The sequence below is a fragment of the Paenibacillus sp. FSL R7-0297 genome, from assembly GCF_038009025.1.
In the GTDB taxonomy this organism is placed as follows: domain Bacteria; phylum Bacillota; class Bacilli; order Paenibacillales; family Paenibacillaceae; genus Paenibacillus_AQ.
On the sequence record NZ_JBBPAQ010000001.1, the window covers coordinates 3,617,871 to 3,636,369 of the forward strand.

The 18,499-nt window shown below is 51.3% G+C and carries 21 protein-coding genes; 17 read left to right on the forward strand and 4 right to left on the reverse strand.

Features of this window, described 5'->3' with window-relative positions; genetic code table 11:
• Nucleotides 1-27 precede the first annotated feature (27 nt).
• The 5 genes from MKZ24_RS15715 (at nt 28) to MKZ24_RS15735 (ending at nt 4,414) form a co-directional block, all read left to right on the forward strand.
• Complete coding sequence (locus MKZ24_RS15715; RefSeq protein WP_042215981.1) at nt 28-777, forward strand: metal ABC transporter ATP-binding protein; 750 nt, start codon at nt 28-30, stop codon at nt 775-777.
• A gap of 148 nt (nt 778-925) precedes the next feature.
• Nucleotides 926-1,249 (forward strand): transposase, encoded by a 324-nt coding sequence (locus MKZ24_RS15720; RefSeq protein ID WP_042236251.1) that lies wholly within the window; start codon nt 926-928, stop codon nt 1,247-1,249.
• 35 nt (nt 1,250-1,284) lie between these two features.
• Complete coding sequence (locus MKZ24_RS15725; RefSeq protein WP_052416376.1) at nt 1,285-2,184, forward strand: IS3 family transposase; 900 nt, start codon at nt 1,285-1,287, stop codon at nt 2,182-2,184.
• A gap of 625 nt (nt 2,185-2,809) precedes the next feature.
• The gene (locus tag MKZ24_RS15730) at nt 2,810-3,613 is read left to right on the forward strand and encodes a metal ABC transporter permease (protein ID WP_042138749.1); all 804 of its coding nucleotides are present in this window, start codon (nt 2,810-2,812) and stop codon (nt 3,611-3,613) included.
• Between the two features lie 87 nt (nt 3,614-3,700).
• Nucleotides 3,701-4,414, forward strand: coding sequence for a cytochrome c biogenesis CcdA family protein (locus tag MKZ24_RS15735; protein WP_042237882.1), 714 nt, complete (start codon nt 3,701-3,703; stop codon nt 4,412-4,414).
• Between the two features lie 9 nt (nt 4,415-4,423).
• Here MKZ24_RS15735 and splB read toward each other — a convergent pair whose 3' ends face one another.
• A complete protein-coding gene (gene splB, locus MKZ24_RS15740; RefSeq protein WP_042237880.1) occupies nt 4,424-5,500 on the reverse strand; it encodes a spore photoproduct lyase in 1,077 nt (358 codons plus the stop codon).
• Nucleotides 5,501-5,692: 192 nt separating this feature from the next.
• Here splB and mntR point away from each other — a divergent pair, with 192 nt between their 5' ends.
• The 3 genes from mntR (at nt 5,693) to MKZ24_RS15755 (ending at nt 8,998) form a co-directional block, all read left to right on the forward strand.
• The gene (gene mntR, locus MKZ24_RS15745; protein ID WP_039295471.1) at nt 5,693-6,118 is read left to right on the forward strand and encodes a transcriptional regulator MntR; all 426 of its coding nucleotides are present in this window, start codon (nt 5,693-5,695) and stop codon (nt 6,116-6,118) included.
• A 175-nt stretch (nt 6,119-6,293) separates the two neighbouring features.
• Nucleotides 6,294-7,970 (forward strand): family 10 glycosylhydrolase, encoded by a 1,677-nt coding sequence (locus MKZ24_RS15750; protein ID WP_340784421.1) that lies wholly within the window; start codon nt 6,294-6,296, stop codon nt 7,968-7,970.
• A gap of 68 nt (nt 7,971-8,038) precedes the next feature.
• Nucleotides 8,039-8,998 carry a patatin-like phospholipase family protein gene (locus MKZ24_RS15755; protein ID WP_042237876.1) on the forward strand — a complete coding sequence of 320 codons (960 nt, stop codon included), beginning with the start codon at nt 8,039-8,041 and terminating at the stop codon, nt 8,996-8,998.
• Between the two features lie 101 nt (nt 8,999-9,099).
• On the opposite strand, the gene MKZ24_RS15760 is transcribed toward MKZ24_RS15755, so the two are convergent.
• Entirely contained in the window at nt 9,100-9,441 is a 342-nt protein-coding gene (locus tag MKZ24_RS15760; RefSeq protein ID WP_340784425.1) for a hypothetical protein, read from the reverse strand.
• A gap of 7 nt (nt 9,442-9,448) precedes the next feature.
• Nucleotides 9,449-10,402 (reverse strand): DUF1385 domain-containing protein, encoded by a 954-nt coding sequence (locus MKZ24_RS15765; RefSeq protein ID WP_152679709.1) that lies wholly within the window; start codon nt 10,400-10,402, stop codon nt 9,449-9,451.
• Nucleotides 10,403-10,609: 207 nt separating this feature from the next.
• Between MKZ24_RS15765 and MKZ24_RS15770 the strand changes: the two genes are divergently transcribed.
• The 4 genes from MKZ24_RS15770 (at nt 10,610) to MKZ24_RS15785 (ending at nt 14,353) form a co-directional block, all read left to right on the forward strand.
• Nucleotides 10,610-11,101 (forward strand): YqhR family membrane protein, encoded by a 492-nt coding sequence (locus MKZ24_RS15770; RefSeq protein ID WP_042237871.1) that lies wholly within the window; start codon nt 10,610-10,612, stop codon nt 11,099-11,101.
• A gap of 75 nt (nt 11,102-11,176) precedes the next feature.
• The gene (locus MKZ24_RS15775; RefSeq protein ID WP_042237870.1) at nt 11,177-12,247 is read left to right on the forward strand and encodes a M24 family metallopeptidase; all 1,071 of its coding nucleotides are present in this window, start codon (nt 11,177-11,179) and stop codon (nt 12,245-12,247) included.
• A 45-nt stretch (nt 12,248-12,292) separates the two neighbouring features.
• Nucleotides 12,293-12,850 carry an elongation factor P gene (gene efp / locus MKZ24_RS15780; RefSeq protein ID WP_042237868.1) on the forward strand — a complete coding sequence of 186 codons (558 nt, stop codon included), beginning with the start codon at nt 12,293-12,295 and terminating at the stop codon, nt 12,848-12,850.
• Nucleotides 12,851-13,099: 249 nt separating this feature from the next.
• The gene (locus MKZ24_RS15785) at nt 13,100-14,353 is read left to right on the forward strand and encodes an aspartate kinase (RefSeq protein ID WP_340784433.1); all 1,254 of its coding nucleotides are present in this window, start codon (nt 13,100-13,102) and stop codon (nt 14,351-14,353) included.
• A gap of 441 nt (nt 14,354-14,794) precedes the next feature.
• On the opposite strand, the gene MKZ24_RS15790 is transcribed toward MKZ24_RS15785, so the two are convergent.
• Nucleotides 14,795-15,661: a YitT family protein gene (locus tag MKZ24_RS15790; protein WP_042237864.1), complete on the reverse strand. Its 867-nt coding sequence runs from the start codon at nt 15,659-15,661 to the stop codon at nt 14,795-14,797.
• A gap of 340 nt (nt 15,662-16,001) precedes the next feature.
• Here MKZ24_RS15790 and MKZ24_RS15795 point away from each other — a divergent pair, with 340 nt between their 5' ends.
• The 5 genes from MKZ24_RS15795 to spoIIIAD all read left to right on the forward strand — a co-directional run bounded on the left by MKZ24_RS15795 (nt 16,002) and on the right by spoIIIAD (nt 18,476).
• Nucleotides 16,002-16,265: a YqhV family protein gene (locus MKZ24_RS15795; RefSeq protein ID WP_445323668.1), complete on the forward strand. Its 264-nt coding sequence runs from the start codon at nt 16,002-16,004 to the stop codon at nt 16,263-16,265.
• 82 nt (nt 16,266-16,347) lie between these two features.
• Nucleotides 16,348-17,349 (forward strand): stage III sporulation protein AA, encoded by a 1,002-nt coding sequence (gene spoIIIAA / locus MKZ24_RS15800; protein WP_340784435.1) that lies wholly within the window; start codon nt 16,348-16,350, stop codon nt 17,347-17,349.
• On the forward strand, nt 17,342-17,860 hold the full coding sequence (gene spoIIIAB / locus MKZ24_RS15805; RefSeq protein ID WP_042237859.1) for a stage III sporulation protein SpoIIIAB: 519 nt from the start codon (nt 17,342-17,344) through the stop codon (nt 17,858-17,860). The genes spoIIIAA and spoIIIAB overlap by 8 nt, the downstream gene beginning before the upstream one ends.
• Before the next feature lie 13 nt (nt 17,861-17,873).
• The gene (spoIIIAC, locus tag MKZ24_RS15810; protein WP_020426549.1) at nt 17,874-18,077 is read left to right on the forward strand and encodes a stage III sporulation protein AC; all 204 of its coding nucleotides are present in this window, start codon (nt 17,874-17,876) and stop codon (nt 18,075-18,077) included.
• A 9-nt stretch (nt 18,078-18,086) separates the two neighbouring features.
• Nucleotides 18,087-18,476 carry a stage III sporulation protein AD gene (gene spoIIIAD / locus MKZ24_RS15815; RefSeq protein ID WP_039295491.1) on the forward strand — a complete coding sequence of 130 codons (390 nt, stop codon included), beginning with the start codon at nt 18,087-18,089 and terminating at the stop codon, nt 18,474-18,476.
• The last annotated feature ends 23 nt before the right edge of the window (nt 18,477-18,499 follow it).

Genomic DNA, 18,499 nt, shown 5'->3' on the forward strand with positions numbered 1-18,499 from the left:
AGTATAAGTTGAAAGGTGGTACTTCACATGCAACCGGTATCCCTGGACTGCCATCAGCATATGATCGAAATACAGGATTTGTCCTTCTCCTATGGGGAACAGAAGGTAATCTCTAATTTGAATTATACAGTGAAAGAACGTGATTTTCTCGGCATCATCGGTTCGAACGGTGCCGGCAAGACTACTCTGCTCAAGATGATAGTCGGCCTGCTGCCTGCTACCAGCGGGGAGATCAAATTATTCGGCCAGCCGGTCCGGAAGTTCAAGGACTGGGAACGGATCGGTTATGTTCCGCAGAAGAATGCCTTCAATCCGCTGTTCCCCGCTACCGTGCGTGAAGTGGTATTGTCAGGCTTGTACAATAACAAGAATCTGATCCGCCGCGTATCCAAAGCCCAGCACCGCCAATGTGAGGATGCGCTTGAAGTGATGCGGATTCAGGATATTGCGGAGAAAAGAGTTGGCCAGCTTTCCGGGGGCCAGCAGCAGCGGGTTTTTCTGGCCCGCGCCCTGATCAACCATCCGGATCTGCTGATCCTCGATGAGCCTACCGTTGGCATTGATGCCGAGACGCAGGCCGGATTCTTCGACCTGATCATGCATATGCATGCCCATCACCACATGACCTTTCTGATGGTGTCGCATGACATTGACATGATTAAGAACTATCTCGGCAACGAGCCAGTGCAGAAGAACGGCAAGATCAATTTCTATTGCCGCCATTCTCATGATGTTCAGGACTGCGTTGTTGATAATTTGCAGCATACACTGTCTTAAGTAATCGGGACTTTCGGGCTCGACTTAAGCTTCAATTGTATTTAGTACATCAGATTGCTCGCAAAAACGCTCAAATCTCTTAAGCCCCCTAATCGAATTGGAGTCCTAAAGATGCATAAGGTACACTAATAGAGAAGGGGATGAGGACATGAAAAGTAACAAGTTGTACGATGAACAACGGATTAAAGTTGCCCAGGAAGCGATTAATGGGACGAAGCTCTCTTTCCTCGCCCGTAAATATTCAGTTTCTCCCAGCACGATTACGAACTGGGTGAAGTTCTACAAAGAACGATTTGGTGAGCAAGCGACACCTTCAGTTAACGAACGTATTGAAGATGCCAAACGTGTCCAAGAGTTAGAGACCAAAATGGACACTGCGATTAAACTGCTGGGCGAAAAGGATTTGGAGATCGAACTCCTGCGTGAACTGCTAAAAAAGACCAACCCCGCTTACAAGACAGACTTGAAATAGCCGATGAAAGCATTAAGCGGGGCTATGCGGTATCGGTGGTACTTCGGCTGGTGGGTGTGCTGGAATCGACCTACTATGCCCGCAAACAGCGTCAAAAGGAGAACACCAAATCTACGGTAAGCTTAGGGACAGCCGGAAGACCGATCCCAGCGTATTCGTTGACGAAAGACGGCCAGAAGGTCAGCGACGAGCAGATCGAAGAATGGCTTAGCGAACTCGTTGCAGGCGAGGAACACGGCTACGGTTACCGTAACTTAGCGCATGCCCTCTACATCCAGCATGACTTAATTCTGAACCACAAGAAGGCCTACCGGCTTTGTAAAAAGCTAGGGCTGCTCCAAAAGAAACCTGACAAGAAAGTGAGATATCCAAGACGGCTTGCCCAAAACCGCGTGGTTACCGGAGCCAACCAACTTTGGCAAATAGATATTAAGTACGGATACATTCATGGCTACGACCGCTTCTTTTTTATCTTTGACATGATTGATGTGTTTGACCGCTGTATTGTCGGCTACCACTTGGGTGCAAGTTGCAGTGCAAAGGAGATCTGCACGACCATTAAGCAGGCGTTGAAGGCCCGTATACAGCCTGGAGGGGCTAGGCCTATTCTTCGCTCAGACAATGGTCCTCAATTTCTCAGTCATGCTTTTGCAGAGATGTGTATGGACCCGGATGAACCTTTGATTCATGAACGGATTCCGCCTAAAACGCCGAATATGAATGCATATATTGAGTCCTTCCACAGCATTTTAGAACGAGATCTCTACAGCAAAATGTACTTTGAAACCTTTGAAGAAGCCTACGAGACTGTCACGGAGTACATTGAATTTTACAACGAACGCCGCTTTCACGGCAGTTTAAACCGATTGAGTCCTAACCAATACCATGCGGCATGGAGAGCAGGCCAAGTGGCAGAGGTAAACATCTCACTTTAAGAAACTGCAAGAACCAGAGATTTCAAGAGAATGACTCCATAATTAAGGGGCCGAACCGAAATTCTGCTTCTGTTGTACTTTGTACTTTAGAATTGAGTAAATTCCCCTTATCACAACCTAATTTCCAATTTCTATTGCACGAAATACAGTAGAATCGCATTTAGCAGGCAATATTGGAGAATCTGTTGTATGTTCTGCAATAGAGTTAATTTGTGGTCGTCCATTGTACAACATCGGACGGCCTTCGTTCTTATCTTTTGCACTTGATCTTTTGCACTTGATCTTTTGCACTTGATCTTTTGTACTTGATCTTTTGTACTTGATCTTAAAATGTAGATAGATCCTGCATAAAGTTAAGCGCATCCCGCAGGGAGGAAAAGCGGTCCTGCTTCAACATCTCTAAGCAGCGAAAGTCTGCCGTCCCACGCCAATTGCACTTAACGGGTGTCCAGAGGGCAGAGCCTTTGGGGCCCTCCCTTGGAAGGGAGGGTTTGGGTGGGATCGAAAGGTTTGGATCTAAAGGTTTTTGATCTAAAAGGTTTTTGATCTAAAAGGTTTTGTCCTAAAGGTTTAGATCTAAAAGGTTCACTCGAAAAGGTTTGATTCATAAAAGGAGAAAAATATCTTGGAAATTCTATTTAGTGACTTTTTTCAGCGGGCGCTTGCAGGCGGGTTGATGATTGGGATTACCGCGCCGCTGATAGGCGTGTTTCTGGTGCTGCGGCGCCTGTCCATGATCGGAGACACGCTGGCCCATGTGACCATTGCCGGGGTGGCGCTTGGCTTCCTGACCGGCTTCTACCCGCTCGGAGCGGGGCTGATCTTTGCCGTAGTGGCCTCGTTTGCGATTGAGAAGCTGCGCAAGGCGTACAAAAGCTATGCCGAACTCTCCATTGCCATCATCATGTCGGGCGGGGTAGCGCTGGCTTCGCTTTTTTTCACCCTGGGCAAAGGCTATAATGCGGATGTGATGAGTTACCTGTTCGGCAGCATTTACACGCTGAATAACACCGATCTGATTGTAGTAGGTATTGTTACCATTGCGGTTGTGGTTGTAGTTTCGCTGTTCTTCAAAGAGTTCTTCCTGCTCAGCTTTGAGGAGGATGCAGCCAGTGTCAGCGGATTGCCGGTGAAGCTGCTTAATATGCTGATTACCGTGTTGACCGCACTTGTAATCAGCACGGCGATCAAAATTGTCGGCTCCCTGCTGGTATCTGCACTCCTGACCATTCCCGTGGCGATCAGCTTGCTGCTGTCCCGAAGCTTCAAGTCTTCAGTCATTCTATCCGTGATTATCGCTGAGATCGCCGTAGTCGGCGGCCTTGTCATTGCCGGGGTGTGGAATCTGGCTCCCGGAGCCACCATTGTTCTACTGCTGATTGCACTGCTGACGTTAACACTGATCGGCAAAAAAGGCTTGCCAGCCTAAAGCCTGAAGCGCCCAGTGGCCTAAACTACATATGCTTGAATGCTGCCTTCGTGAACTGAACCCGATTAGGGAAGGAGAGATGCGCCAGTGTCCAACCTGAATGCAGGAATCGCTTTTGCCGCCGGAGTGGCGTCGTTCATATCGCCTTGCTGTCTGCCGCTCTACCCTTCCTATCTATCTTATATTACCGGCTTATCGGTACAGGAGCTGAAGAGTGGAGGCAACAGCAAAGAGGTCCGTTTCCGGACCCTCTCGCATACGCTGGCTTTTATCTTGGGCTTCTCGGCGGTGTTCTATACCCTTGGTTTCGGGGCCGGACTGTTTGGTGAATTCTTCAACGGCCAGCGGGATCTGATCCGCCAGTTGTCGGCTATTCTGATTATTGTGATGGGGCTGTTCCTGCTCGGTATTTTTCAGCCGCAGTTTCTGCTCCGGGAGCGCAAGCTGGAGCTGAAATGGAAGCCTGCGGGATATCTGGGCTCGTTTATCTTCGGCATCGGCTTCTCAGCGGGCTGGTCACCGTGCATTGGTCCCATTTTGACGGCGATTATTGCGCTTTCTGCCAGTGATCCGGGAACCTGGTTTACTTTGATTACGGCATACAGTATCGGGTTCGCGCTCCCGTTCTTCGGACTTGCTTTTTTCCTGGGCGGCGCGCGGAAGATCCTGAAGTATTCCAATCTGCTGATGAAGCTTGGCGGCACACTGATGGTGTTCATGGGCATTCTCCTGTTCACCGACCAGATGTTCCGGATAACGATCTGGCTGCAGGGGATTACGCCGGAGTGGCTGATTTTCTAAGCCTAAAGGTTAAGTGAAATAATCAATAGCCGCTTCCGGAAAATGTTCAAAAATCCGCTCTGTGATGAATTCGCGCAGGGCGGTTTGCTGTTCATCAGGGTAGACATATTTGTTCTGGCCCCATTTGCCCCATTTCTTCTTGCGCTTCTCGATATCCATCTCCAGCTTGGATTTCGGATAACGTTTCTCGATCACAGTCTTGGCCGTTTTGGTGAACCTGTGCTGGATCATTTCAAAAGTTAGACCCTTGCCAATTCCCGTCGGCAGTGTATGGGCCAGCTTCTCCAGCAGCTCGGCATAGCCTTCTTCCCAGCCGTCATGCCAGATGATCGGAGCAATGATGAAGCCGAGCGGATAACCGGCACGGGCAATCTGACCGGCAGCCTCAATCCGCTCCTCAAACCGCGAGGTGGCTGGCTCGAAATTCTTAATTACATAATCGGCGTTCACGCTGAAGCGTACGCGGGTATGGCCGTTATGCTTCAGTCCAAGCAGAGGCTCCACATGCTGGTACTTCGTCACGAAGCGCAGCCGTCCGAGCGGCTCTTCGGCCATGAATTCGATCAGCTCGGTCAGTGAGCCGGTAATATGCTCCAACCCCAGCGGGTCAGAGGTACAGGCAGCTTCAAATGTAGTAATCTCCGGGGCGCGCTCGCCGATATATCTTTTGGCCGCATCGATGATGTCTCCAGTGTTTACATATACGCGAATGTAAGGCTTGGAACCCAATGTAGTCTGAAGGTAACAATAATGACAGTGGCCCATACAGCCGGTGGCAATCGGAATCGCATAATCGGCAGACGGCTTGGACTGGTCAAAAGTCAGCGTTTTGCGGAGACCGACGACAAGTGTTCTTTTAGCGATTTTGTATTGCTCCACTTCGGTTTCGCCGGGCAAATTGGTGATCCGGTTATGCGAAGTGGTCATACGGAAGGGGATGTTACGGGCCTTAACCCACTCCATAATCCGCTCCCCTTTGGGGTAATTCAAGGCATCCGGTTCGAAAAAAACCAGCTCCGGAATGAAGAGACCCGTCGGCTTCCGTGGTCTTTTGGCAGGAGGGCGTTCAGGGGTGACTACGTTCATGAATTCACGCTCCTTATAGATGAGGATACCGTTATTGTGCCGTTAAGCGGGTGAATGGAATCATGGTAAACATCGCTAAGCAGAGAAGCGGCGGACCTGTAGGACTTGCCAAGGAGCGGCAGAAACATGTATCATTGTTAGAGCAAGGCCCGGCCCCATCGCCACGCTCAATATAGAAAAGAGGTAAAGTTAATGCCAACACCCAGCATGGAGGATTATTTGGAGCGCATATACAAGCTCATCGATGAGAAGGGTTATGCGCGGGTCTCGGATATTGCCGAGGGACTGGAAGTACACCCCTCCTCTGTGACCAAGATGATCCAAAAACTGGATAAGGACGAATATCTCATCTATGAGAAATATCGTGGGCTTGTCCTAACAAGCAAAGGAAAAAAAGTGGGAAAACGTCTTGTGGACCGCCATCAGCTGCTGGAGGAATTCCTCGGGCTTATTGGAGTTCAGCAAGAACATATTTATAAGGATGTTGAAGGCATTGAGCATCATTTGAGCTGGGATTCTATCACCCGGATCGAGACACTAGTGGAGTACTTCCGCCGGGATGAAGCGCGTTTGCAGACCTTATACGATATTCACCATGAAATGGTCAGTGATTCATAATTTTGGCTGTTTTTGTTTGATTAGCGCAACCTTTCCAGTTTGTTTACGTCAAAACGGATACCGTTCCTTTTTCACCTAAGGAAGGACTCCGTTTACTAAAGAAACGGCCTTCTCCCTGATTCAAGGATGAGAAGGCCGTTTCTTTGTTATATCACTACAACATTTGGGAGGAATTATGAATTACCGTAAATGGATTTTTGGGTTGCTGGTAGTTATGCTATGTCTGCCTGTGTGGACAACAGGGGCACGCGCTGCTTCGGTGCAGATTACCATTGAACTGGATGGAGAGAGCTTAAGCACGGATGTTCCGCCTTATATTACGCGGACCAATGTTACTATGGTCCCTGTCGGGGTAGTCAGTAAAGGAATAGGTGCCGGCGTGGTCTGGGATCAGGCCAGTAAGACGGCTACAATCAGCAAGGGGAATAATGTGCTGAAGCTGACTAGCGGAAGCAAAAGTGCAATCGTTAACGGTGATTCAGTCCCTCTGGATACCTCTGTGCAGATTACACAGGGCAGAGTGATGGTGCCGCTGCGGTTCGTCAGCGAGCAGCTCGGGCTGCAGGTGGTCTGGAATCAGGCTGCGAAGCATATTGCCTTATATTCAAATGTAGAGATTGGCGGGCCGTCTACACCTTCGACACCGTCTGTTCCGACAGTGCCTACACCATCCGTACCAACGCCTGTGGTGCCGGCACCGACCGTGCCAACGCCAACCGTACCTTCCATTCCCGGGGCTAAGACCGGAAAGGAGATGAAGGGCGCGTGGGTGTCCACCGTATTTAATCTGGACTGGCCGTCAACAGCTTCGGCCGGTAATGGAGACAAGCAGAAGAAAGAGTTCGACAGCATGCTGGACAAGCTGCAGGCTGCCGGTTTCAATAGTGTATTCGTACAGGTCAGACCCGCCGGAGATGCCCTGTATTCCTCACAGCTCGTCCCCTGGTCCAAGGTGCTTAGCGGTACCCAAGGGAAGGAGCCCGGCTATGATCCGCTCCAGTATATGGTTAGCAGCGCCCATTCACGCGGCATGCAGCTGCATGCCTGGTTCAATCCGTTCCGGGCAACTACCGATGCCTCCACTACAGGGCTTGCCGCCAATCATGTTGCCAAGCTGCATCCGGAGTGGATTGTCAAAGCTGACAGTAAGCTGTACATAAATCCGGGTATTCCGGAAGCGCGGCAGCATATCATTGACACCGTAATGGAAGTGGTCAGAGGGTATGACATCGACGGTGTGCATCTGGATGATTATTTCTATCCTTCCAACGTAACTTTTACCGATGACACGGCATTCAAGACCTACAACGCTCAGGCAATTGCCACCAAGGGAGACTGGCGCCGGGATAATATCAATCAGTTCATCCGGCAGCTGGGTGCAGAGATTCATGCGGTGAAACCGGCAGTTTCGTTTGGCGTTAGCCCCTTTGGGGTATGGCGCAATAAAAAAGCTGACAGCACCGGCTCGGATACCACGGCAGGCGTGTCTGCGTATGATGATATGTATGCGGATGTACGCACATGGATTAAGAGCGGCTGGGTCGACTATGTAGCTCCGCAGATATACTGGAGCCTCTCTTTCAGCGCCGCCCGTTATGACAAGCTGGTCGATTGGTGGGTGAATGAGGTCAGTGGCACGGGTGTCAAGCTGTATATCGGCTTGGCCTCCTACAAAGTAGGGGACACCAAACAAACCGCGGAATGGCAGAGCGGCGATCAGATTATCAACCAGCTGAAATATAATGAGAAATACGATGAGGTTTCCGGCAGTATTTTGTTCCGGGCCAATGATATTGTGGTCCGTGATCCATTTGGCCTGGCCAGCCTGCTCAGCTTTTATTTCAAATCATAGTCAGTCATGAATAGTCCCCCGTGCTCATAGATAAGCAATAAGATCTATGGAACGGGGGACTCTTATGTATGGAGATTAACGCAGTTTTTGAAGGCGGTGGAGTGAAGGGGATTGCGCTCGCAGGTGCGGTGGAGGCAACGGAGCGGGCGGGCCGGACCTTCGGGAGAGTAGCCGGAACCTCTTCAGGCTCCATTATTGCTTCGTTGCTGGCCGCCGGATATGACGGGGAGGCGATGAGCCGGATCATCAGGGAGACGCCCTTCACATCCTTTCTCAAGCGCGGAGCGCTATATAACACCGCTGTAATAGGACCGGCAATCCGTGTGCTGATCAAAAAAGGCCTTTACTCGGGCCAGGCTCTGGAATCCTGGATCCGCGGCATTCTGCTGGAGAAGGGTGTGGTTACATTCAGCGATCTGCCGCGCGGCAGGCTGACCGTTATCGCATCAGATATTACTAACGGGAGAATTGTCGTCTTGCCGGATGATCTGGAGCTGTACGGGATTTCACCGTACTCCTTTGAAGTGGCCAAGGCTGTGCGGATGAGCTGCAGCATTCCCTACTTCTTCGATCCGGTGATGCTGCGGCTGAATGGGGAGGCAGCCCGGAGAAAGTCTTTTGCCGAGCAGTTTGTGTATATGGTGGACGGGGGGATGCTCAGCAATTTTCCGCTGTGGCTGTTTGATGAGAAGAAGGATGGCTTCCAGTCCCCTGAGCGCCGTACGCCCACAGTAGGCTACCAGTTAATCGGTAAGACACAGCCGCAGCCTTACCGCATTACCGGGCCGTTCAGCATGCTTCAGGCCATGGTAGGGACGATGCTCTCCGCCCATGATGAACGTTATATCGAGACGGATAAATTCGTACGCACTGTCAAAATTCCCACGCTGGGCATTTCCACCACCCAGTTTCATATCTCCCCGGAACAGAGTGAGGCGATCTATACTGCGGGGCTGACGGCTGGAGCGGATTTTTTCAAAAATTGGCGGCCGTCGCTTAGAACGCGTCCATACATTCACCCGGCCTAAGCGCGCCGGATCTGAATTATAACCAAAAAGGCATCCCGCATGTCGTAACGACAATGCGGAGATGCCTTTTGTTGCTTGAATCTTAGCGGATAGCCGGGAGTTCAATGATATTTGGGAAGCTGGTCGTCGTTCTTACCTTTGCTGCCTTCAATCACCTGGAATGGATAGGTTTTACGCTTGCCGGGTGAGGCGGCCTGGGTTTTGCGGATACCCGCAACCTTGGACATCGTCTTGGCCGATGGCTTGACTTTGGTGCGCGGCCGGCCGGGACCGTCGTTTGTTCTTCCGGGAACGATCTTGTACGCATAATACAGCAGCGCCAGCAGAACTAGCGGAAGAATAAAGACAGATAGTGCAGCAAGGCCGCGTATCATAAATTCCGTTACCAGCCCCCATGCTGCGAGAGCTATTGAAATCCAAACAATCAAAGTATGTCTGATCATGGGCTAATCATCCTTTCGCAGGATCCAAAATGCCGCCTGACACACTTGCCTCCGAATATCCTCTTGCTTCAATTGCGGCATCCAGCTCCCGCATCCGGTTGAACGAGGCGATGGACACCTCAACCATGTCGTCTTTAGGCTCTTTGGTCGTCAGCAGCTGCAGCCACAGACCCGGATACCCCAGATACTTGAGCCCGGGAATATCTCTCACGGCATTGGTGCCCTTCAGCACCTCAAAGGAGATCCCGATGACTACCGGCAGGAGAATAATCCGCTGCAGTACCCGTTCCATAAGATTATCCCATGGGACAACAGAGTAGATAATCACACCGAGGATAATGGTCAGCATCATGAAGCTGCTTCCGCAGCGGTAATGCAGACGGCTGTATTTCTGTACATTCTTAACAGTCAGTTCTTCGCCGGCTTCAAAAGCACTGATTACCTTATGCTCGGCACCATGATACTGGAACAGCCGTTTGATCACCGGAGTCTGTGAAATCGCAAACAGATAAACGAGCAGGAGAATCAGCTTAATGCCGCCTTCAACAAGGTTGTGCAGAATATAGTTATCAAATGCATTCTTGAATAAAAAATCTTCTACGAAAACCGGCACCAGAGTAAAAATAATCTTGCCGAAAAGGAAAGAAAGAATACCCATGACAGCTACCCCGAAAATCATACCGAGGCTCCAGCCCTCATCTTTCTTCTTGTCTTTATCTTTCTCTTTCTGCTTAGCAAGCTCTTCAGGCTCTGTCTCATCCTCGGCATAGGATTCCGCCGAATAATTCAGGTGCTTCGAGCCTTTGGCGCTGGAATCTATAATACTGACAATGCCGCGAAGCAGCGGAATCTTGCGCAGTTTAAGGACCCAGCTCTTATCGCTCTTCGGCACCTCCAAAAATGTAATTTCCTGATTCTTCCTTCTTACGGCTGTTACGTTGATATGCTTGCCGCCGAACATGACGCCTTCAATGACGGCTTGGCCGCCGTAACTGGGAGTTTCCTGGGACAACCAATTCACCTTCCCGTATTTTAATGTGATTTATATAATACATTGTAACTAATTTTTAAGCACATTACTAGTTGGATTGCCGTTTGCTGTACATACTAGTCTATAGAGAGCGGAGTGGAAACCGGATTAACCCTATATTGAAAGTGAGGCTGCTCTATGAGTTCTTCTAACAAGCAAAAGTCAGTCCATACGAATCCGTTTTATTTTGCCATTGAACTGGGTTTTTTCGCCGGCATCATTTGGGGAGGAGCCCGCTGGCTGATGTACGTCCTGCATTTTACCAAGGTGATTCCGGGATTTTTGGCGGAGCCCTTCTTTAAACATGAATTTTTGGTGTCGCCTGCCGGGCATCTGCTCGGATATTTATCCTTTATCGTCTTCTCGGTGATCGTTTCCCTGATCTATGTGCTTATTTTCCGCAAGCTAAAGGGGCCTTGGCCGGGTATGATTTACGGTGTGCTCTGGTGGTCGGCCCTGTTCCTTGCCGGCTCCTGGCAGTTCCTGATGCAGCCGCCTTTCAAGCTGCCATGGAACTCTGTGATCAGTGAATTCTGCCTCTTTTTACTCTGGGGATTATTCATCGGATATACTGCGGCGATGGAGTATACGGATGAGCGGAAACGGGAGCAGCAGACAAAGCTGGCCTAAGCGTCCGAAAAAACTTCTCAGGTGGCATGCCACTATGTTAAAATACAATGTGGCTATTTCGAGAGGAGAATGAAAATGAGCAACAAGCGCGTCTCCAAGCTGCGTAAGGTTTTGCAGGAACAGGGACTGGATGCGATGTTAATTACCAGCGGCTATAACCGCCGCTATTTGAGCGGATTCACCGGCTCCTCCGGGTATGTGCTGGTTACCGGTGATGACAGTTATCTGCTGACTGACTTCAGGTATATGACACAGGCCTCGGAACAGGTAAACGGCCTCCAGGTAGTTCAGCATGCTTCGAAATTCATTGACACCGTACGCGAGCTGCTGCCGCATGGCGGACAAGTCCGGGTTGGATTCGAGCAGGATGATGTAACCTTCAGCGCGTACACTGCCTATGCGGCGGCTCTGCAGCCGGCTGTCATGGTGCCGGTATCCAAAGCCGTGGAGAATCTGCGCATGTTCAAGGACGAAGAAGAGCTGGCTGTCATGCAGCGGGCGGCCGATCTGGCCGACGCCACGTTCAGTCATATCCTGAATGTGATCAAACCAGGCATGACTGAACGTGATGTCGATCTGGAAATGGAATTCTACATGCGTACGCATGGTGCAACCTCGTCTTCGTTCGATACAATCGTTGCTTCCGGCGAACGCTCGGCCATGCCGCATGGCGTAGCCAGCAGCAAGATCATCCAGAACAACGAATTCGTAACCCTCGATTTCGGCGCTCTGCTGGACGGTTACTGCTCAGATGTAACACGTACGATTGCTACGGGATCGCCAGATCCCAAGCTGAAGGAAATCTATGATATTGTGCTTGAAGCGCAGCTTCACACACTGGCACATATCAAGCCCGGCATGACCGGCCGCGAATGTGATGCCCTGGCCCGCGACATCATCACCCGTTACGGGTATGGTGAGTATTTCGGCCACAGCACAGGCCATGGTCTGGGCATGGAGGTTCATGAATCCCCGCGTCTGTCCAAGCTTGCCGATGAAATTATGGAGCCGGGCATGGTAGTTACCGTAGAACCGGGAATTTATCTCTCCGGCCTCGGCGGCGTGCGGATTGAAGATGATATTGTCATTACCGAAAGCGGCATCGCGCTGCTGACACATTCGTCTAAGGAATACACGGTACTGTAAGACACACTTATTCAGTTAATTCATCGATTCCAGGAGGGATTTTTTGTGATTTCAGTTAATGATTTCAAGACAGGCTTGACCGTAGAAGTAGAAGGGGATATCTTCACCGTTATCGATTTCCAGCACGTGAAGCCGGGTAAGGGCGCGGCATTTGTCCGCTCCAAGCTGAAGAACCTGCGTAACGGCAATACCGTTGAACGTACATTCCGTGCAGGCGAAACGATCGGCCGTGCGATCATCGAGAACCGTGGAGTACAGTACCTGTATGCCAGCGGTTCAGAGCATGTATTCATGGACAACGAAACTTATGACCAGTTCGAGTTGACTGCGAAGCAGCTGGAATGGGAGCTTAACTTCCTGAGAGAGAATATGACTGTCAATATCGTCAGCTACCAGGGCGAAATCCTCGGAATCAACCTTCCTACAAGCGTTGAGCTGAAGGTTACCGAAACAGAACCGGGCGTTAAAGGCAACACCGCTCAGGGTGCAACTAAAGCGGCTGTTCTGGAAACCGGCCATACGGTACAGGTTCCATTGTTCATTAATGAAGGAGACGTTCTCCTGATCGATACCCGCGAAGGTAAATACATCTCCCGCGCGTAGGAGCTGTCTTAGCTCCGGGTTCAACGTTATTTAAGACGGCCTCCCCGCACTATGCGGCGGAGGTTTTTTGTACAGCTTCAGCTGAATATAATTTGCCCTGCCAGGCTTAGAGGAATGGACATGTTCGGAAAATTGGGCGCTTTTTTTGTGAAACTATTAACGCATGTCATGATTTTCGTATTATACTGTGTTAAAGCGAAAACCAAATAAAAGCTACTACTTACAGCGAAATAGGGAGTGAATGGGACTTTGTCACTTTATGTTATGAAATTCGGAGGCAGCTCCGTCGGCGATATTGAACGTATGAAGCGTGTCGCCAAGCGCATCGCAGATAAGCAGGATGAGGGACATCGCTGCGTTGTGGTTGTATCCGCTATGGGGGATACGACAGATGAACTGATCGATCAGGCGAAACAGCTGAACGGGCAGCCTCCCGCACGGGAAATGGATATGCTGATGACTACGGGGGAACAGATCTCTGTAGCGCTTCTGTCCATCGCTCTTCATGGAATCGGGCGGAATGCTGTATCCTATACAGGCTGGCAGGCCGGGTTCCGTACCGATGAGACCCATGGCCGTGCGCGGATTAGTGAAATCGTTCCACGCCGTGTTCTGGAGTCGCTGGAGCGTGAGCAGATTGTTATCGTTGCCGGGTTCCAGGGAATGACACTGGACGGTGAGATTACCACGCTGGGCCGCGGAGGTTCGGATACAACGGCGGTTGCGCTGGCTGCTGCGATCAAAGCGGATGTCTGCGAAATCTATACCGATGTGGACGGCATCTATTCCACAGACCCGCGTATTGTGAAGACTGCGCGGAAGCTGAAGGAAATTTCATATGACGAGATGCTGGAGCTGGCTAATCTCGGTGCAGCCGTACTGCATCCGCGCGCGGTGGAGTATGCCAAACGATATCAAGTGAAGCTGGTCGTCAGATCGAGCTTTAACCATAATGAGGGAACTGTTGTGAAGGAGGAAGCAAGTATGGAGCAGGGTGTAGTAGTTAGCGGCATTGCGTATGACAAGAATGTGGCCCGGATCAGTATTCTGGGAGTTCCGGATGTTCCGGGTGTACTTGCCCAGGTCTTCGGCAAGCTGGCCGAAGAGGGTGTGGACGTTGATATTATCGTACAGAGCGGCGTTCAGAATCAGACCGCAGACTTCTCCTTTACCGTAGCCCTTAGCGATCTGGAAAAGGCTAAGCAGGTAATTGAAGGATTGCACAGTGACTTGCCGTACCGTGAAGTGACTTCCGAGGATAGTCTGGTCAAGGTGTCGATTGTCGGCGCCGGCATGGTCAGCCATCCGGGGGTTGCGGCCCAAATGTTCGAGGTGATCTCGAACGAAGGTGTGAGCATCAAGATGGTCAGCACCTCCGAGATCAAGGTTTCCTGCGTCATTGAATCCGGCAATCTGCAGCAGATTATTCAGGCGTTGCATACCGCTTATAATCTCGACACCGCAGAGCAGGCCTTCGTGGGAGGCCCGCAGGACCGCCGGTAAGCTTCTGGACTGTAATTCTACAGCATGACCATTGGGGATGTTTCTTCAGCCGGAAGGCTGGAGGACATCCCTGTTTGGCGCCATGTGGCAGGTGAACCCTAAATTGAGTTGGAACTTGAGCGAAAAACCGGATACATTGTGTATGCGAAAAACCGAATACATGTGCCTGTGATTGGGTAGATGAGCCAAATGTATGCGGAAAACCGAATACATTGTGCTGACGTGGATGTAAAGCGGATAATGTATAAGACAAAGAGACAAAGATCTATTAGAACCAACAATCATTAGTCAAAAAGAGTGCTGTTCCCTGCGCGAGCGGAGAGCAGCACTCTTTTTGTATAGTAAATGTGGCTAGCAACGGTATAGGCGATATGCTTAAAATGTTCGCATCTCTTTTCGCTGGTTTTAATTGCACATTATACAACTATCCTCTATCCTCGTTTAACTCAATCGTCTGAACCGGCCCATAATCTCCACTGTCTCCAGCACGTTGACGAAGGATTTCGGATCGGTCTCAAGAATCGTCTTGCGCAGGTCAGCCAGCTCGTAGCGGGTCGTTACCGTCATCAGCATCGTATTACCCTCATGGCTGTATCCGCCCTCCGCATTCACGACGGTGATGCCGTGCGGCAGACAGGTCAGGCGGTTCAGCATCTTCTCCCGCTCCTTCGTAACGATGAAGCAGGTCAGCTTGACATGGCGGATATGGATCATATCGACCACACGGCTTTTGACGAAAATACATAGCATCGCGTACAGCGCCGAATCCCAGCTTCTGAAGAAGCCCAGGCTTAGAATGACCAGACCGTCCATCACGAACAGCACAGTACCCATCGGAATATCCCGCTTGCGCGTAATGATGGAGCCCAGAATATCGAATCCCCCGGAAGAGCCTCCCGCCCGCAGCGAGAAGCCGACACCGCCGGCAATGATCACACCGCCAAAAATACTGGCCAGAATCGGGTCCTTCGTCAGCTTGACCAGCGGAATCACATTCAGAAACCATGTGGTCGATACGACGGACAGCAGGCTATAACAGATGTATTTCTTTCCCACGGCTACGAAACCCCAGATCAGGATCGGCAGGTTAATGGCGAAATAATACAGCGAGATGTACTTCGGATTCGTTACATAACCGATGATGGAGGCCGTTCCGGCTACGCCGCCGCTGAGCAGCTGATGCGGAATCAGGAACAGCCTGAGCCCGCTCGCTAACAATAGTGCCGAGAATATAATGATGGCTACTTCTTTGACCTGTCTGGCTACTGTTCCCGATACGAGCGGTACTACGAAATTACGAACTTGCATGACTGTGATCCCCTCTTTTTCCGATGTCTTTATCTGTATTTCTGCGGCGCTCGAACCCACTCCAGAAGCGTTTAGGAAGGCTTAGTTTCTCCAGCGGCCTGCCCTTCTATTTTCCAGAGCTCCATTTTTTTGCACGCGCAAAATTAATTTTATCATACCGATGATATTTTTTTATAGAGGAGAGCACTATGATTTCTTTCACATCTGCTTAAATCTCTGCTAGCTTCCTGCATTTCTTCTTGTCTAAAGTGGACCTCTTCTGCATATCCATGGATAACAGCTTGTTTATTCGCAGCGGATTCTTTGGTATCCATAGATTTGTACAAGGGAGTTGAACAGATTGGACAAGTATGTGAGCTGGATGGCGGGACTTCGGCTGCTGTCAGGCAGTGTGGAGATTGCTGCTGCACTGATTATGCTGAGGCTGAACCAGGTGGATAAGGCGCTCGCGGTTAATTCCGGGCTGGCACTGGTCGGCCCGACAATCCTGATTCTGACCACAGCAATCGGCCTGACGGGGATGGCCCAGCAGCTGTCGTGGGGCAAGCTCGGCTGGATCGGCTGCGGTGTGGCCTTTCTCTTAATCGGCATTCTGAAGAAATGATAGATGATAGTCATAAAGTACAAGTACAAGCATAAATATGGAATAAAGCTATTAAGTAGAGGACAACTTGGGGGTACTTTGTATGGCAAATGATTGGCTTCTATTGTTTCCCGAAAAAGTAAGAGCGCTGCTCGGCGGCCTCCCCGCTGCGCTCCTGGACAAGGTGGAGGAAGTGCGCGTCCGTGAAGGACGGCCGCTAGAGATTAATTACTCCGGCAAATATCATTTTGTCGGCGTGAACGGCAGTCTGACACAGCTTCCCGTTGAAGCCTACAAGCCGGACCGGGAGGATACGCACCGGCTGCTGGACCTGATCAGCAATCATTCGCTGTATACGATGGAAGAGGAGCTGCGCAAGGGCTTCATCACGATTCCCGGCGGGCACCGGATCGGCTTATCCGGCCGGACGGTCTTAAGCGGCGGGGGGGTTGAGCATCTCCGCGATATTACCGGCTTCAATGTGCGGATTGCCCGCGAAGTGCACGGGCTGGCAGACGGCGTGCTGCCTTATCTGCTGGACCGGGGACGGCAGCGCATTATGCATACGCTGATCCTCTCGCCGCCGCAGCATGGCAAGACCACGCTGCTGCGTGACCTCGCCAGGCAGATCTCGTCCGGAGGGCAGGGCGGACGCGAGGGCAGCCGCCCCGGCCTTAAGGTCGGCATCGTCGATGAACGCTCCGAGATCGCCGGCAGCCGCCGCGGGATTCCAGCCTTCGATGTCGGCCCGCGCACGGACATCCTGGATGGCTGTCCCAAAGCGGAAGGCATGATGATGATGATCCGCTCACTTTCACCCGATGTGCTGATTGCCGATGAGATCGGCCGCCTGGAGGATGCGGATGCAGTAACCGAGGCGCTGCACGCCGGCATCTCGGTAGTCGCTTCCGCCCATGGCAAGGAAGTGTCCGAGCTGGCCCGCCGGCCCGGCCTTGGCGGTCTGCTGGAGCACCGGATGTTCGAGCGGTACGTAATCCTGCACCGTTCGGAGGTTGGCCTGTCCTTCCGCATCCTGGACGCCCAGAAGCGCGGGCTGCTGCTGATCTCTCCAGAAGAGCGGATAGGCGGTGACCGGCATGCTTAAGCTGCTCGGGGCAGTGCTCATCGTGCTTGCGGGCACGCTGGCCGGCTTCAAGCGGGCTGCCCAGTATGCTGAGCGGCCCCGGCATATCAGAGGCCTGATCGCAGCGTTGCAGCGGCTGGAGACGGAGATCCAGTATGGCTATACCCCGCTGCCGGAGGCGCTGCGCCGGATCGGGATGCAGAGCAAGGAGCCGCTGAGAGCATTCTTCCTCACGGCAGCGGAAGAGATGAGCCCGCCGCATAACTACAGCGCCGAGGAAGCTGTGCAGCGGTCCATGGAGATTCACTGGAGCAGCGCCTCCCTGAAAGGAACAGAGAAGGAAATTTTCCGGCAGCTCAGCTGCACACTCGGAACCAGTGACAGATCGAATCAGAGCACGCATATTGCACTGGCTCTGCAGCAATTGAAGCAGGAAGAGACAGCGGCCAGAGAAGATCAGGGCAAATATGAAAAGGTGAGCAAAAGCCTGGGTCTGCTGCTTGGAGCATTGATCGTCATTTTGATCTTTTAGCGAGGTGCCAGGAATGAATATTGAAGTTAACGCGATCTTTCAGATTGCCGGCATCGGCATCATTATCGCCATGATCCACACGGTGCTTAAGCAGATGGGCAAAGAGGACATCGCCCATTGGGTAACGATTGTCGGTTTTATCATCGTGCTGTTCATGGTGATCCGCATGCTGGACGGACTGCTTCAGGAAATCAAAACGATCTTTCTTTTTCAATAGGCTGGGGTTATGGAAATCATTCAAGTAGTGGGAATAGGGATTCTGTCGACCGTCCTCATCCTTGTCCTGAAGGAACAAAAGCCGATGTTCGCTTTTCTGCTGACTACTGCGGCAGGCATACTGATTTTTCTGTTTCTGATCGGCAAGATCGGAACGATTCTTGGCACGCTGGAGCGGGTGGCAGAATCCTCCGGGATGGAAATGATCTACATCAAAACCGTGTTTAAAATCATCGGCATTTCGTATATCGCGGAGTTCGGGGCACAGATCGTGCGCGATGCCGGACAGGAATCGATCGCTTCCAAAATCGAGCTGGCCGGCAAAGTGCTGATCATGGTGCTGGCCGTACCGATTATCAGCATCATTATTGAAACGGTGATGAAGCTGCTGCCTGCTTGAGATTCAGAAGGAGTAGCGGAAGG